The organism is Clostridium sp., from assembly GCF_051654825.1.
Taxonomy (GTDB): domain Bacteria; phylum Bacillota; class Clostridia; order Clostridiales; family Clostridiaceae; genus Clostridium.
In genome coordinates this window covers 41,414-56,217 of the sequence record NZ_JBOFYU010000100.1, presented here as the reverse complement: position 1 = coordinate 56,217, position 14,804 = coordinate 41,414, and the positions used below count along the sequence as shown (strand labels likewise).

Here is a 14,804-nt window from a genome sequence, read left to right as displayed (position 1 = left end):
TAGGGTTTTAGGGTTTAGAGTTCTTCATTGATTGTACTTTATAAATATATACTATACCAATGAAAATATTTAGTCCAATATGGTTTATTCATAATTACTATAAGTAAAAACTTATATGCAATTGCATATAAGTTTTATTACTCTTAGTATCTTATTCCACTCCAATAAACATTTTCTTTAAGAATAGCCTTATCTGATAATTCAACACCTTCAAGAGCCCATTTCTTAAATTCCATAAAGCCTGTTCTATCTACTATATATCCAACATGCTCTTTTCCACCTGGAGCTCCTCTATCTATATATTGCTCAACATATTTATAAGTATTTAATATTATTTTTATAATACTTTCTTCATCTACCCATATTATAAAATCTTCAGCTAATCTTGGATTTTTCTTTCCCGTTCTTCCCATAATAGCTAATCTATAATATTTTTCCTTACTTCTAGTCCAAGCTCCTGTAGGGCAGTTAATTACACATTCACCACACCCTATACATTTGCTATGAGTTCTTACTGGTCTATAGTTTTCTGCATGAAGCGCCTCTGTTGATTTTTTCTTACATGCTCTTACACAAGCACCACATGAAATACATTTATCTTTATCAAATTGTGGTTCTGTCATACCAATAATTCCAAAATCATGCATTCTCGCTTTAATACAATCATTAGGACATCCTGTTAAAGCTATTTTAAAATGTAAATCATTTGGGAATATAGCTTTTTCAATCTTTTTAGCAAAATTAGTTGTATTATAATTTGCATAAGGACAAACATTATTTCCTATACAAGCTGATACATTTCTAGTTCCTGCTGAAGTATATCCCTTACCAGGTATTTCTTGATTAATTTCTAAACCTTCTATTATAGGTTGAATTAATGTATTTACCTTTTCTAAATCCTTCATATCTATTCCAGGTATTTCAAATCCTTGTCTAGTAGTTAAATGAACTGAACCATTTCCGTACTTTTCAGCTATTTCTTGAATAAGACCTAGGTATTCAGCATTTAAAAATCCACCTGGAACTCTTATTCTTGAAGCTGTTAAACCTCTTTTCTTTGTAACTCTAAAAGCATTCTTTTTAAGCTTTTTAGTATTGATATCCATAGTAAATTCCCTCCTAGTCTATTAACATCTTACCTTTTGTATAGTTAAATACAGGTCCATCTAAACATATATACGTATCATCTATTCTACAGTGACCACACTTTCCTAAGCCACAACACATTTTTCTTTCTTGTGAAATCCAAATATTTTCTTCTTTTATTCCAAGCTTTAAAAATTCTAATACAGTAAATTTCATCATCATTGGAGGCCCAACAACAACAACTTGTACAGTATCTAAATCTTTTATTTCTAATTCAGGAACATATTTAGTTACAAGACCAACATTCCCTGTATATCCTTCTTCAGCTGAATCAACTGTTAAGATAAAGTTTAAGTTTTTCTTCCATTCTTCCATATCAGCTTTAAATAATATATCTTCTGGTGATTTAAATCCTGATACTAATGTAAATCCTTTAGATTCACTTGGGTTTTGTGAAAAATAATCAACTATTCCCTTAACTGGTGATAATCCTGTTCCACCTGCTACAACTACTAATTCTTTGTCTTTATAATTTTCTATATCAAATCCATTTCCGTAAGGACCTCTTAAGAATAGCTTATCGCCAACATAGTTATTAAATATTTCTCCAGTTACCTTACCTACTTTTCTTATAGTTAAATCAACATAGTTTTCACCAATTCCACTTACTGATATAGGAGCTTCTCCGTACTTAGGAATTGATACTTCAAAGAATTGTCCTGGCTTAACATCACCTTCAAAAGCCATTCTAAATGTATATTCTATTTCTGTATGCTTAATAACTTCTAATATTTCTGATATAAATGGAATGTATTCATTAGTTATCATTTACTTCACCTCATTCATAGCACTTTCTAATTTATTTACACAACTTGAGAATGATATGTATTCTGGGCAAATATCATCACATCTTCCACATCCAACACACATGTGATATCCCCATCTTTTTTTATAATCATAAACTTTATGAAGGACTTTAAATCTCATTCTTTCGCCCTTTGCTTTTCTAAAGCTATGTCCACCAGCCATATCTGTATATCCATCAACTTGACATGATGCCCATATTCTTCTTCTTTCTCCAGCTTTCTGATTTTCATAGAAAATATCTTGCATAGTAAAGCATGTACACGTCGGACAAACAAAGTTACATCTTCCACAAGCTATACATCTAGCATCATATTCTCTCCAAACCTTAGATTCCATAACTTTTAACTCTAGGTTTTCTGGAATATTAACCTTAACTTCATTTTCTTCTACAAACTCTGGAGTTACTGTAGCTTCTTCACTAGCCTTATCCTTTAATAATTCTAATAACGAAATATCTTTTATATCTAAATAAGCCTCTGACTTGTCAACTTTAATATAAGCATCATATTCACTAGTTTTGTTTGTTCCCATATTTACGCAGAAACAATTATCAAAACTTTTATTACATCCTATTAATATAAATTTAGCCTTATCTCTAAGTTTTTTATAATAAGGATCTACAAATCCATTTCTTAAATATATATCATCAATTCTTTTTAAAGAATGCATATCGCAGCTTCTTAAAAATATTAATAATGATTTTTCTTCTACTTCTGCTTCTTTAACTTTATCTTCAGTAAAGAAAAATAAAGTTTGAGTAATTGGTAATAAAACTTCCTTGTATGAAAATTGTGATTTATTTTCAAAATCAATTTCTTCTATTCTTGAAATTTCACCATATCTAACTATATCTGTATCTGAAAATGTCCCTTTGCCTTCAAAAACTTTAGGAGCATATATTTTATACTCTTTTGAAAGTTCTTTTAGCGCATTATTTAAATTTTCCAAGCTAAACTTATATCCCATTTAAAACACCTCTTAGTTTACTTTCTTTATCTCTAATGATTGTTATTTTAATAACAACCTTTTATAAGATTATTATAAATATAAGCTAAAAAAAAAACTGTGACTATAATCACAGTTTTAAACACTTACATATCTTTATGTTAAATTTATATCTATCAATCCGATATTCCCTTAAAGAAATAAGCTAATTTTTTTGCATTAACAATTATAATTTGCTTATTTTTCATTATGATTAAACCTTCTTCTTTAAGAGCCTTAATTGCTCTACTTATTGTTTCTCTTGGTAATCCAAACATGTCTGCTAAATATGTAATACTTATATTTAAATCAATTAATATTCCTTCCTTAACTTCTACCCCATAGTCTTTAGAAAGTTTCCATAGCTTTGCAGCTACTCTTTTTTCTACCTTTATTGGTGTTGAATTTTTTAATTGCCTATAAAGTCTTCTAACCTTTATTGATAATGACTGAATAACAATTTTAGTTAATTCAAAATCAGCTTTCATTAATTCAATAAATTTTTCTTTATTAAAAGAAAGTATTTCGGCATTTTCAAACACTTCACAATTAACAGATGCTGGTAAATCATCTAAAACTACAGCATTAATAATTTTATTTTTTCCTAAGATAAATATTATTTTTTTCTGTGCAGATTCATTTAATTTATATAAGGCCACTTTTCCTGAATAAACTATATAAATTTTATTTACCTTTTCTTTATCTCTAAATATATGATTTCCCTTTAAATAGCAATTAACATCAACTATTGAAGCTAAATTTTCTAAAGTTTTCTTTGAAACATCTTTAAATAACTCCATTTTTTCTAATTGCTCTACTTGTAGAGTTTTCATTTTTATCTCCTACTTTACCTCTTTTTAATATTAATATATATCAATTTATTTAATTTGTATATATTCTATATAAATAAAAAAAATAGTAGCTTTCATGCTACTATTTTTTACAAACTTATATTATTTTACTGCTTTATTTATTATTACTACAAACCAAATTAAAGCTGCTCCAAGTAATGCATGTCCAAGTCCAGCTATGTGGCTTAATCCAGCAAATTCTCCACCCGTTACTTGTAAAACTCCTCTAGCTACTAAAGCTCCTATAACATATATTAATGAAACATTATAAAATACTATCCATTTTCCAAAATGCTTAACCTTTGATAAAACAAAGTTCTTTTCTAATAATAAAACAATTAGGAAGAATAAAAATCCTAAAACTAATGTATGTGTATGAACTGCTGATAAAACAGTTACACCTTCAAATCCACTAAATTTAGTAAACTCTCTATAAAATACTCCTGCCACTAATCCTAATATTAAATAAAATGTAGCAAAATTAACGTACTTTTTCATTTCTCCACCTCTATAAACAATAATTTTTATTTCATAATACTTATTATATTTTACATTCATTCAAAATATAAATCAACAACTTTTTAATATATTATTTAACAATCATTAACACATATTTTAAAACTATCTATGTATTATTTATTTTCTAAAGGGAATACTTTATTGTATTAAAGAAATATATGAGTAAGGAGAATTATTTATGAGAGTACCTAAACATATCGGCATTATACCAGATGGAAATAGACGTTGGGCTGAGTCTAAAGGAATGTCTAGAGATAAGGGGTATTCCCTTGGAATCGACCCCGGACTCCTTCTATTTAAGCTTTGTCAAAAAGAAAATGTAGAAGAAATTACATATTACGGATTTACTACCGATAATACAAAACGTCCAGCTGAACAAAAAAAGGCATTTATAGATGCGTGTATTCAAGCAGTAAAGCTTTTATCTAACGAGGATTCAGAGTTATTAGTAATAGGTAATCATGAATCACCTGTATTTCCTAAAGAGCTACTACCTTACACCACAAGACAAAAGTTTGGTAAAGGTGGAATTAAGGTAAACTTCCTTGTAAACTATGGCTGGGAATGGGATTTAAATTTATTAAAATTAGCTGATTCTACAAGAAAAAATATAACTAGTAATATAAAATCTATGGATATATCTCGTATAGATTTGATAATTAGATGGGGTGGCCGTAGAAGATTAAGTGGCTTTTTACCTGTTCAATCTGTTTATTCAGATTTTTATGTAGTTGATGATTTTTGGCCTGATTTTAAACAAGAACATTTTTATGATGCTTTAAATTGGTACAACAATCAAGATATAACATTAGGTGGTTAAAATGAAAAATACTATTGCTATTATAGGAGCTGGAATTGGTGGTCTTTGTACTGCTATTCGGCTTCTTTCTAAAGGCTATTCTGTAACTATATTTGAAAAAAATAATAATATAGGTGGTAAAACTAACTTAATAAATGAAAAAGGATATAAGTTTGATTTAACTGCTTCTATTTTGATGTTACCTAAAGACTATAAAGAAGTTTTTAATTATGCAAATAAAAATTATAAGAATTATTTTGATTTAATTCAATTAGATACCTTATATAGAGTAAATTATTCAGATAAAAGCTTTTATGATTTTTCCTCTAATCTATCAAGCCTCTATAAAACAATAGATAAAATCACTTTATCTGACTTAAAAAATAGATATGGTTATTTAAACTTTTTATCCTCTTCACATAAAAAGTATTTACTAGCAGAGGAATACTTTTTAAATAAGCCCTTTTTAAATTTTACTGACTTCTTTAATTTCAAAACATTAATAGAAGGCTTTAAAATCCATACTTTAAGTAACTGTTATTCTAATTTAACCTCATACATAAACAATGAAAAATTATTAAATTACTTACTCTTTCAATCAATGTATGTAGGAATATCTCCCTTTGAAGGTCCAAATATATATAATCTTATACCTACAGTAAGTGAAATATATGGACTTTACTATATTAAAGGTGGATTGTATTCATATATTAAAGCACTTGAAAAGCTAATTGTTGAACTAGGAGGAAAAATAAATCTAAATTCAGAAGTTAGTAAAGTATTAATAAAAGATAATTCAGCTTATGGTGTAGTTATTAATAATAAAGAGATGTTATTCGATACCGTTGTTTGCAATAGTGACTTTTCTTATACAGTTTCTAATTTAATAGAACGTAAATATATAGACGGTAAATTTTCTAACATAGAAAAGCTTAAGCATTCTTGCTCAACCTTTATTCTTCACTTAGGCATAAAAAAGAAATATCCTCACTTAAAGGTTCATAACATTTTTATTCCAGAAAACTTTAGAGAAAATATTAATGCTCCTTTTCAAGGTAATATTCCAACTGCTCCACCACTATATATCTATTGTCCTAGTTCAATAGATAGTAGTATGGCTCCAAGTGGATGTGAATCAATTAATATAATGATGAGAGTTCCAAATCTTCAGTTTAATAATATAACATGGGATAAAAAAATTATAGAAGCATCAACTAAAATTATATTAGATACTATAAAATTAATTAATGGTTTAGATGATTTAGAAAATAATATAGACTATATTTCATATACTACTCCAAAAGACTTTTTAAAGAATTATAATACTTATGCTGGAACAGCTTTTGGTTTAAGTCATACTTTAACACAAACTAATTATTTTAGACCTCAATGTAAGTTTAATAATATAAATAATCTATACTTTACAGGTGCCTCTATACACCCAGGCAATGGAGTATCCATGGTTATTAAATCAAGTAAAATTTGTGCTGAAGAAATAATAAAAGATAGTAATTCAAATAGGGAGGATTAAACCTCCCTATTTAGCTTTTTCAATTAAATTTTCCATATCTATATGTGTATCACCACTTCTCTCAAGTTCAACTGCCTTTATTTCTTTCTTAATTACATAGTGATTTATTATAGTCTCCATGGATTTTCCTATGGCAGAATAAATATCATTAGCTACTCCATTTTCATCTAAATCCTTTTTATCTACTAAATTAACAAATTTAGTTTTACTGGATTCTGTAAGGGCTTCTAAAATATCTAATATAAATAAATAATTATTATAAATCATTTCATTAAGGTGTACATCTTCTTTATTATCCTTGCTAATATAAGATAAGTTATATACTATATCAGCATCTATCGATTTAAAAAATAATGCTAAATGATCTATATTTCCATCATATCTATTTATTATAACTCCATTACCTATATTATCTAAAACTTTAACATCATCATCCTTTTTCACAATTATATATACTTCAGAACCATTTAAAATTAGATATTTACTAAAATAAACAAGAAACCAGTCATCACTACCTAGTAAAACTACCTTTTTAAGCATAAAAATATCTCCTTAAAAATATTTTTAATATATTATATTGCTAAGTTGTAAAAATTGCCATTAATAATACTATTTAATTTAATAAACAATATATATTAATGGCAATTTGTTAACTTATCTTATACTTTTAATATTAAAAGGTGTATTTTGATATACATAATAATTTAGCCAATTTCCAAAAACAATATTTGCACTTCCTCTCCACTTTACAATTGGAGTTAAATCAGCATTATCCTTTGGAAAATAATTTTTAGGAAGTTTAATTTCCAATCCTTTAGATAAATCTCTTACATATTCATCCTTTAACGTATTTCTATCATATTCTAAATGACCAGTAATAAATACCTGCCTTTTATCCTTAGAAGCTACAATAAATACTCCTGCTTGGTCTGATTCTGATAATATATTTAGCTCATCTATTTTATCTATATCTTTTCTTTTTATTTCTGTATGCCTTGAATGTGGGGCATAAAAAACATCATCTAACCCCCTAGTAAGATCATCATTTCTTATATTTACTAAATGCTTAAATACACCAAACATCTTATCATCTAATTTATACTTTGGTATCTTATAATGATGATATAAGGCTGCTTGTGCTCCCCAACAAATATGTAGTGTTGAAAAAACATTCTTTTTACTCCACTCCATAATTTCTTTTAGTTCTTCCCAATATATCACTTCTTCAAAATCTAATTGTTCAACAGGTGCCCCTGTAATTATCAACCCATCAAACTTTTCATCCTTTATTTCATCAAAGTGAATATAAAACTTTTCTAAATGCTCTAAAGGTGTATTTTGAGATGTATAACTTTTAGTTTTAATTAGCTTTACCTCTACCTGAAGCGGCGTATTAGATAAATATCTTAACAATTGATTTTCTGCCTGTATCTTTATAGGCATTAAATTTAATATTGCTATCTTTAAAGGTCTTATATCTTGAGTTTGAGCTCTTTCTATATTCATAACAAATATATTTTCCTCTGATAATACCTTAAAAGCTGGCAATTCAAGTGGAATTCTTATCGGCAAGTTTAACCCCCTCCTTACTATAATTATTAAATCATATTTTCTTTATATTGGAAATATCATTTTTCTACTATCTAAATTTTCCCTTTGACAGCATATAGTTTCTCTCATATAATAAGTAACAATAACCTTCGTATATGCTTAATAATATGGTTTAAGCGTTTCTACAATACTACCGTAAAAAGTATTACTATGAAGATAAATATCCACGAAGGTTTAATTAAAAAAAGGTGGATTTAAAATGAACAAAAGATTATTTATTGAACAAATTAAGGCTGCTACTAAAGCAGAAAAATGTGATTTAGTTATTAAAAATATAACTATTATAGATGTATTTCAAAACGACTCTTTTATAGGTGATGTTGGTATTAAAAATGGATATATAGTTGGAATTGGCGAATATGATGGTAAAGATGTTATCGATGGAACTGGAAAGTTTATTTGTCCAGGCCTTATAGATGCTCACGCTCACATTGAATCATCACTAACTACCCCAAACCAATACTACAAAGCTGCTCTTTTACATGGAATAACTTCAATTATCACAGATCCTCATGAAATAGCAAATGTTCTTGGAGCTGATGGTATTAATTTAATGATTGATTTAAGTAAAGACATTCCATTTGACTTTTACTTTATGCTTTCCTCTTGTGTACCTGCTACATCTTTTGAAACTTCTGGTGCAGTATTAGAAAGTAAGGATTTAAGTCCTTTATATTCTAATCCAAAAGTTCTTGGACTAGCTGAGGTTATGAATTTCCCTGCTGTTTTAAATTGTGAAGAAAATATGATAGATAAAATATGGGATGCTAAAACTAAGGGCTTAGTTATTGATGGTCATGGAGCTGGCTTTGATATTACAAAGTTAAATGCTTATGCAACTGCAAATATAGTTACTGATCACGAATGTCATACTGCTGAAGAAGTTGTAGATAGATTAAGAAGAGGTATGTATGTACTTATTAGAGAAGGAACTGTAGCTAAAAACTTAAAAGAACTTATAAAGGCTACATCAATTGCAAATAGCAGAAGAGTTTGCTTATGTACTGATGATAAACACATAGATGATTTATATGCTAATGGTAGTATAGATCATTCTATAAGATTGGCAACAGAATATGGTCTTAAACCAGAAACAGCAATTCAAATGTCTACTTTAAATACAGCTGAATGTTATAATATAAAGCATAAAGGAGCTATTGCCCCTGGATATATTGCTGACTTTATTATTTTAGATCAATTAGATACATTTAATATAAATTCAGTTTATAAAAACGGTAAGCTAGTAGTTAAAGAAAATAAATTATTAACTGAACTTGAAGCTAATAATATAAAAATTGAAAGCAAAAACAGCATTAATCTTCCTAAGTTATCTTTAGATAGCTTCAAAATAGATATTAAGAATAAAAACATTCTTAATGTAATTGAATTAATTCCAAATAAACTTGAAAGTAATCACTTAGAAATTGATATAAAGACTTTATCTAATAAAGATTTATTTACTGCTGATGTAAATGAGGATTTACTAAAAATATCTGTTATTGAACGACATAAAGCAAGTGGTAATATCGGACTTGGAGTTATTAAGGGATTAAACTTAAAAGAAGGTGCTATAGCTACTACTATTGCCCATGATTCACATAATATGATAGTTTGTGGATGTAATGATGAAGATATGCTTTTTGCTATTGAAGAATTAAAGAAAATTAGTGGTGGAATTATAGTAGTTAAAAATAAAAAGGTTCTAGCTTCTATTCAACTTGAAATTGGTGGTTTAATAACTTCTCGTAAATCAAGTGAAGTAATTGAAGATTTACATAAGCTTCATGATGCTATAAATAAAACAGCACCAAATATAAATTTCAATCCATTTTTAACATTATCATTCTTATCACTTCCAGTTATTCCAACATTAAAAATAACTGATAAGGGATTATTTGATGTTACAAAATTTGAGTTTATAGATATTGCAAAATAAAATATACATAATATAAAAGTCTTATCTGTCAAACAGATAAGACTTTATTAATGCAAAAAATTCTCTTGTATACATTATAGGCATTAATGTTGGTATAGTTATATTAGTATAAAAGCTTACATTTTCATATCCATTTCTCTTTGCGAGAATACTGCTTCTAAAGGCATGGAAATCTGAAGTTACAACTTTAAAGCTCAAATCCTTAACATCTTCTCCGGTATATTTTTCTATAACATCTTTTGAAAATTTAAAGTTTTCACTTGTACTAGTAGATTTATCTTCAACTATAATTTTACTTTCATTTACACCCTTGCTAACTAAATAACTTTTCATAGCTTCAGCTTCAGTTATGTCTTCACCAGGTCCCATACCTCCTGATACAATTATATTTACATCATTTATGCTTAAATATTTTATAGCCCTATCTAATCTTTGCTTTAATGTTGTGCTTATTTTTGTTCCATTTATTCCAGCACCTAAGACTAAAACATAATCTGCTCTTGAAGTATCCCATTTAGGATATCCAATAATAAAGCATTGCCCTATAATAAAAATAGCTAAACATACAGATATAATTACTCTACTTGCTTTTAATAATTTATTTGTAATTTTATTAGCTTTTAACTTATCCTTAGTAAAATGATAAATTATTAATAGACTTCCTAATATAATAAAAGGAAAACTAAAGCTTATTTTTCCTCTTAGTATATTTAAAATTACAATATATGCACATATAAAAATCCCCGTATATAAATCCCACTTTTTATTTATTTTCATAACAACCTCTCTCCTTAATTAAATATAGTTATAAATTAACGCTATATTATACAAATCAAGCTTTTCAATAATACTTATAGTATAATAATAACAACATAAGAATTTATTTTCCATAATATAACACATTCTTAATAAACTCTTATAGAAATTATCATATTTAATCTAAATAAAGGACGGATATTAAATGAGCAAAAAAGTTCTTATTATACTAGGTAGTATATTTTTAATTATATTGCTTTTAGTGGTTTCAATTATTGGAGTATATTATTTTTACTTTTCTCCTAAGATTACAACAACACCTATTACTAAGGAAGTTATCTTAGATGATAAAACATTAATTAAAAAATTTTTACCTAGTAACTTTAATATTTCATTTTCAGAAGTTTCTGTAGAATCAGATACAATTTTCTCTGAAGAGGAACTAACTGATTTATTTATTTTATCTATAAACGAAGTTCAAGAGCTAAAAGATATTGTAACTGGCTTAAAAGTAGATATAAATGATAATACTATCGACTTTTATATCCATTATAAAATTAAGGATATTCCTCTTGAGTCTAAGCTTACTTTTACATGCAGAGCTGAAAATGGAACTGCAATTTTCCACTATGAAAAAGGAAATGTAGGATTTTTGGATATTCCAAGGGAAGTATTATTTTCTAAGCCAATTGATAGTTCTATAATTGACTTAAACTCGGCTAATGGAGATATAATATTGGCTTTTAAAGAAATAAAACAACTAGATATTAAAGAAGCTACTACTATTCCCAATGGAATAAAGCTAGTATTTAGAGGAACTATTAGATTTTGGGATTGGCTTACTAACTAATAAAAAACAAGGCAGCTTACATTAATACTGCCTTGTTTTTCTATTATAAATCTTCTATTTTTATAACATCATATCCTGCTTCATCTATAGCTTCTGTTAATTTTTCATTATTTTCAGTAGTTTCTACTAAAGCATATTTTCCTTCTAAGCTAACATCTATTGATGATACTCCACTTAATTCTTCTAAAGCTTCCTTTACGTGAGATACACAATGACCACAGCTCATTCCTTCTATTAATATTTTCTTTTTCATATTAAACTCCTCCTATTAATTTTTATTTGGATTAAATCTTTTTAACCTTAATGCATTTAATAAAACTGATACAGAACTTAAGCTCATAGCTGTTGCAGCTATCATAGGATTTAATAATGGCCCCCCAAATATATGAAGTACTCCCATTGCAACTGGTATTCCTAATACGTTATATCCAAATGCCCAGAATAAGTTTTGCTTAATGTTTTTTATAGTTTCCTTACTTAGCTTTATTGCTGTTGAAACATCCATTAAATCACTTCTCATAAGAACTATATCTGCTGATTCTATTGCTACATCTGTTCCTGATCCAATTGCTATTCCTATATCAGCTTGTGCTAATGCAGGTGCATCATTAATACCATCACCAACCATTGCAACCTTCTTATTTTCACCTTGAAGCTTTTTAACTTCATTAGCCTTATCTTCAGGTAATACTTCTGCTAAAACAATATCTATTCCTACTTCTTTTGCAATTGCATTAGCTGTCTTTTTATTATCACCTGTAATCATTGCTACCTTTATTCCCATATCATGAAGTGTTTGGATAGCTTTTTTACTACTTGCTTTTACTGTATCTGCTACTGCTATTATTCCCTTTAACTCTCCATTTATTGAAACATACATTGGTGTTTTTCCTTCTTCGGCTAATTTATCACTTTTTTCACCTAGTATACTTGTATTAATATCTCTTTCTACCATTAATTTTTTATTTCCAAGCAAAATTATATTTTCTTCTATTTTTACCTCTATTCCATGACCTGGTATTGCATTGAAGTTTTCTATTTCTTTAAAGTTTAACTTCTTTTCTTCTGCTGCTCTTACTATTGCTTCTCCTAATGGATGCTCTGAACCTTTTTCAGCACTTGCCGCTAAAACTAATATGTCATCTTCTAAAGCTCCATTTGTAACTACATCTGTTACCTTTGGTTTTCCTTCTGTAATTGTTCCTGTTTTATCAAATACAATAGTTTCTATTTTATGAGCAGTTTCTAAGGCTTCTCCACCTTTGATTAAAACTCCATATTCTGCTCCTTTTCCTGTTCCAACCATTATAGCAGTTGGTGTAGCTAATCCTAATGCACACGGACAAGCTATTACTAATACAGCAATAAATATGCTTAAGGCAAATATCGCATCTTCTCCTGCAATTAACCAAGCTAAAGATGATATGATAGCTAATACAATTACTATAGGAACAAAATATGCTGAAATAATATCTGCCATTTTTGCAATTGGTGCCTTTGTTCCTTGTGCATCTTCTACTAGCTTTATAATTTGTGCTAAGGCTGTATCTTTCCCAACTTTAGTAGCCTTATATTTTATAAATCCTGTTTTATTAATACTTGCTCCAATTACCTTACTTCCAATAGTCTTTTCAACTGGAATACTTTCTCCTGTAAGCATTGATTCATCAATAGATGTATTTCCATCTACTACTTCTCCATCAACGGGTAACTTTTCACCTGGCTTAACTATAATAATATCTCCTACTATCACTTCATCTAACTGAACTACTTGTTCCTTGTTATCTCTTATGATAGTAGCTGTTTTTGGTGCTAATCCCATTAATTTTTTTATAGCTTCTGATGTTTTTCCCTTTGAAACTGCTTCTAAGTATTTACCTAATGTAATTAATACTAGTATTACTGCTGCTGATTCAAAGTATAAATGCATTGCATATTCATGCTCACCTATATTTATTTTATATATAGCAAATACTCCATAAATAAATGCTGCTAAAGTTCCAATAGAAATAAGTGAATCCATATTAGGACTTAATTTAAATAAATTCTTTAATCCAACCTTATAGAACTTATATCCTGCTATCATTACAGGAATAGTTAAAATTAATTGAATTAATGCAAAGTTTAAAGGGTTCATCATTGGATCAATAATCTTAGGAAGATGTAATCCTACCATATGTCCCATACTAATTATTAATAAAGGAACTGTAAATATTGAAGAAATAATAAATCTATTTAATAACTTTTTACTTTCACTAACAGTTTTTTCTTCTTTTTTTACTTCTTCTTCCTTTATTAACTTATAGCCTGCTTTATCTACTACAGCTTTAATTTGCCCATAAGTAACTACATCTTCATCCATTGTTACAGTTAATTTTTCAGTAGCAAAGTTAACTGTTGAAACCTCTATCCCCTGAAGCTTTTTAGTTACTTTTTCAACTCTATTAGCACAAGCTGAGCAAGTCATTCCTTCTACTTTAAATGTTTGTGTTTTTAAATTTTTTCGTACTTTATAACCTGACTTTTCAACCTTTTCTTCTATTAAGGCAGTATTTACTTTTTCTTCATCAAACTTTATACTTAATGTTTCAGTTGCAAAATTCACATTTGCTTCTTCAACACCATCAAGCTTTTTCATTACCCGTTCAACTCTATTTGCACATGCTGAACAAGTCATACCATCAATTTTAAATGATTTACTAATTGTCATCCTATGACCTCCAAATTATTTACTCATTACTTTTTCAAGAATTTTTACTATTTCATCTATTTTTTCTTCCCCGTTATCATTCATACAAGCATCCTTAACACAATGGTGTAAATGTCTTTTTAATATTAATAAATTTGCTTTTCTTAATAATGATTGAGCTGCAACTATTTGATTAGATATATCAACACAATATCTTTCTTCTTCAATCATTTTTATTATTCCATCTATTTGACCTCTTGCAGTCTTTAAAGATTGTAATGCTTTTTTTCTTTCTTCATTCATATTTATACCTCCCCACCCCTAG

The 14,804-nt window shown here is 27.9% G+C and carries 15 protein-coding genes and 1 riboswitch; of the genes, 4 read left to right on the top strand and 11 right to left on the bottom strand.

The features are described from left to right. Window positions 1-143: 143 nt before the first annotated feature. The 5 genes from asrC to ACRDBA_RS06325 all read right to left on the bottom strand — a co-directional run bounded on the left by asrC (window position 144) and on the right by ACRDBA_RS06325 (window position 4,286). Window positions 144-1,106, bottom strand: coding sequence for a sulfite reductase subunit C (asrC, locus tag ACRDBA_RS06345; protein ID WP_438572089.1), 963 nt, complete (start codon window positions 1,104-1,106; stop codon window positions 144-146). 13 nt (window positions 1,107-1,119) lie between these two features. Next, window positions 1,120-1,914, bottom strand: coding sequence for an anaerobic sulfite reductase subunit AsrB (gene asrB, locus ACRDBA_RS06340; RefSeq protein ID WP_438572088.1), 795 nt, complete (start codon window positions 1,912-1,914; stop codon window positions 1,120-1,122). Further along, window positions 1,915-2,919 carry an anaerobic sulfite reductase subunit AsrA gene (gene asrA / locus ACRDBA_RS06335; protein ID WP_438572087.1) on the bottom strand — a complete coding sequence of 335 codons (1,005 nt, stop codon included), beginning with the start codon at window positions 2,917-2,919 and terminating at the stop codon, window positions 1,915-1,917. A 155-nt stretch (window positions 2,920-3,074) separates the two neighbouring features. Next, on the bottom strand, window positions 3,075-3,770 hold the full coding sequence (locus tag ACRDBA_RS06330) for a Crp/Fnr family transcriptional regulator (protein WP_438572086.1): 696 nt from the start codon (window positions 3,768-3,770) through the stop codon (window positions 3,075-3,077). A 120-nt stretch (window positions 3,771-3,890) separates the two neighbouring features. After that, window positions 3,891-4,286, bottom strand: coding sequence for a DUF2871 domain-containing protein (locus ACRDBA_RS06325; protein ID WP_438572085.1), 396 nt, complete (start codon window positions 4,284-4,286; stop codon window positions 3,891-3,893). Between the two features lie 199 nt (window positions 4,287-4,485). Here ACRDBA_RS06325 and ACRDBA_RS06320 point away from each other — a divergent pair, with 199 nt between their 5' ends. Both ACRDBA_RS06320 and ACRDBA_RS06315 read left to right on the top strand, forming a co-directional pair. Further along, the gene (locus ACRDBA_RS06320) at window positions 4,486-5,127 is read left to right on the top strand and encodes an undecaprenyl diphosphate synthase family protein (protein ID WP_438572084.1); all 642 of its coding nucleotides are present in this window, start codon (window positions 4,486-4,488) and stop codon (window positions 5,125-5,127) included. Window position 5,128: 1 nt separating this feature from the next. After that, on the top strand, window positions 5,129-6,637 hold the full coding sequence (locus ACRDBA_RS06315) for a phytoene desaturase family protein (RefSeq protein WP_438572083.1): 1,509 nt from the start codon (window positions 5,129-5,131) through the stop codon (window positions 6,635-6,637). A 6-nt stretch (window positions 6,638-6,643) separates the two neighbouring features. Here the strand turns inward: ACRDBA_RS06315 and ACRDBA_RS06310 are convergent, their stop codons facing one another. Beyond that, on the bottom strand, window positions 6,644-7,177 hold the full coding sequence (locus ACRDBA_RS06310; protein ID WP_438572082.1) for an NAD-dependent dehydratase: 534 nt from the start codon (window positions 7,175-7,177) through the stop codon (window positions 6,644-6,646). 114 nt (window positions 7,178-7,291) lie between these two features. Continuing rightward, the gene (gene metA, locus ACRDBA_RS06305) at window positions 7,292-8,209 is read right to left on the bottom strand and encodes a homoserine O-acetyltransferase MetA (RefSeq protein ID WP_438572081.1); all 918 of its coding nucleotides are present in this window, start codon (window positions 8,207-8,209) and stop codon (window positions 7,292-7,294) included. Window positions 8,210-8,317: 108 nt separating this feature from the next. Beyond that, a riboswitch (purine riboswitch) is annotated at window positions 8,318-8,419 on the top strand. A gap of 28 nt (window positions 8,420-8,447) precedes the next feature. On the opposite strand from metA, the gene ade reads away from it, so the two are divergent. Then, window positions 8,448-10,184 (top strand): adenine deaminase, encoded by a 1,737-nt coding sequence (ade, locus tag ACRDBA_RS06300; RefSeq protein WP_438572080.1) that lies wholly within the window; start codon window positions 8,448-8,450, stop codon window positions 10,182-10,184. Between the two features lie 21 nt (window positions 10,185-10,205). On the opposite strand, the gene ACRDBA_RS06295 is transcribed toward ade, so the two are convergent. Further along, window positions 10,206-10,961 carry a YdcF family protein gene (locus ACRDBA_RS06295; protein ID WP_438572079.1) on the bottom strand — a complete coding sequence of 252 codons (756 nt, stop codon included), beginning with the start codon at window positions 10,959-10,961 and terminating at the stop codon, window positions 10,206-10,208. 184 nt (window positions 10,962-11,145) lie between these two features. On the opposite strand from ACRDBA_RS06295, the gene ACRDBA_RS06290 reads away from it, so the two are divergent. Next, a complete protein-coding gene (locus ACRDBA_RS06290; protein WP_438572078.1) occupies window positions 11,146-11,790 on the top strand; it encodes a hypothetical protein in 645 nt (214 codons plus the stop codon). Between the two features lie 43 nt (window positions 11,791-11,833). On the opposite strand, the gene ACRDBA_RS06285 is transcribed toward ACRDBA_RS06290, so the two are convergent. From ACRDBA_RS06285 to ACRDBA_RS06275, 3 genes are read right to left on the bottom strand one after another with little or no spacing between them, the layout of a single operon-like run. After that, window positions 11,834-12,043 (bottom strand): heavy-metal-associated domain-containing protein, encoded by a 210-nt coding sequence (locus tag ACRDBA_RS06285; RefSeq protein WP_438572077.1) that lies wholly within the window; start codon window positions 12,041-12,043, stop codon window positions 11,834-11,836. Window positions 12,044-12,058: 15 nt separating this feature from the next. Then, window positions 12,059-14,500 (bottom strand): heavy metal translocating P-type ATPase, encoded by a 2,442-nt coding sequence (locus tag ACRDBA_RS06280; RefSeq protein WP_438572076.1) that lies wholly within the window; start codon window positions 14,498-14,500, stop codon window positions 12,059-12,061. Between the two features lie 15 nt (window positions 14,501-14,515). Then, on the bottom strand, window positions 14,516-14,782 hold the full coding sequence (locus tag ACRDBA_RS06275; RefSeq protein WP_438572075.1) for a metal-sensing transcriptional repressor: 267 nt from the start codon (window positions 14,780-14,782) through the stop codon (window positions 14,516-14,518). Window positions 14,783-14,804 lie beyond the last annotated feature (22 nt).

Coding starts and splice junctions, on each gene's coding strand:
- ACRDBA_RS06290 (WP_438572078.1), top strand. CDS start 11,146: ATGAGCAAAAAAGTTCTTATTATACTAGGTAGTATATTTTTAATTATA.
- asrA (WP_438572087.1), bottom strand. CDS start 2,919: ATGGGATATAAGTTTAGCTTGGAAAATTTAAATAATGCGCTAAAAGAA.
- ACRDBA_RS06275 (WP_438572075.1), bottom strand. CDS start 14,782: ATGAATGAAGAAAGAAAAAAAGCATTACAATCTTTAAAGACTGCAAGA.
- ACRDBA_RS06330 (WP_438572086.1), bottom strand. CDS start 3,770: ATGAAAACTCTACAAGTAGAGCAATTAGAAAAAATGGAGTTATTTAAA.
- asrB (WP_438572088.1), bottom strand. CDS start 1,914: ATGATAACTAATGAATACATTCCATTTATATCAGAAATATTAGAAGTT.
- ACRDBA_RS06285 (WP_438572077.1), bottom strand. CDS start 12,043: ATGAAAAAGAAAATATTAATAGAAGGAATGAGCTGTGGTCATTGTGTA.
- ACRDBA_RS06320 (WP_438572084.1), top strand. CDS start 4,486: ATGAGAGTACCTAAACATATCGGCATTATACCAGATGGAAATAGACGT.
- ACRDBA_RS06325 (WP_438572085.1), bottom strand. CDS start 4,286: ATGAAAAAGTACGTTAATTTTGCTACATTTTATTTAATATTAGGATTA.
- ACRDBA_RS06280 (WP_438572076.1), bottom strand. CDS start 14,500: ATGACAATTAGTAAATCATTTAAAATTGATGGTATGACTTGTTCAGCA.
- ade (WP_438572080.1), top strand. CDS start 8,448: ATGAACAAAAGATTATTTATTGAACAAATTAAGGCTGCTACTAAAGCA.
- ACRDBA_RS06315 (WP_438572083.1), top strand. CDS start 5,129: ATGAAAAATACTATTGCTATTATAGGAGCTGGAATTGGTGGTCTTTGT.
- asrC (WP_438572089.1), bottom strand. CDS start 1,106: ATGGATATCAATACTAAAAAGCTTAAAAAGAATGCTTTTAGAGTTACA.
- ACRDBA_RS06295 (WP_438572079.1), bottom strand. CDS start 10,961: ATGAAAATAAATAAAAAGTGGGATTTATATACGGGGATTTTTATATGT.
- ACRDBA_RS06310 (WP_438572082.1), bottom strand. CDS start 7,177: ATGCTTAAAAAGGTAGTTTTACTAGGTAGTGATGACTGGTTTCTTGTT.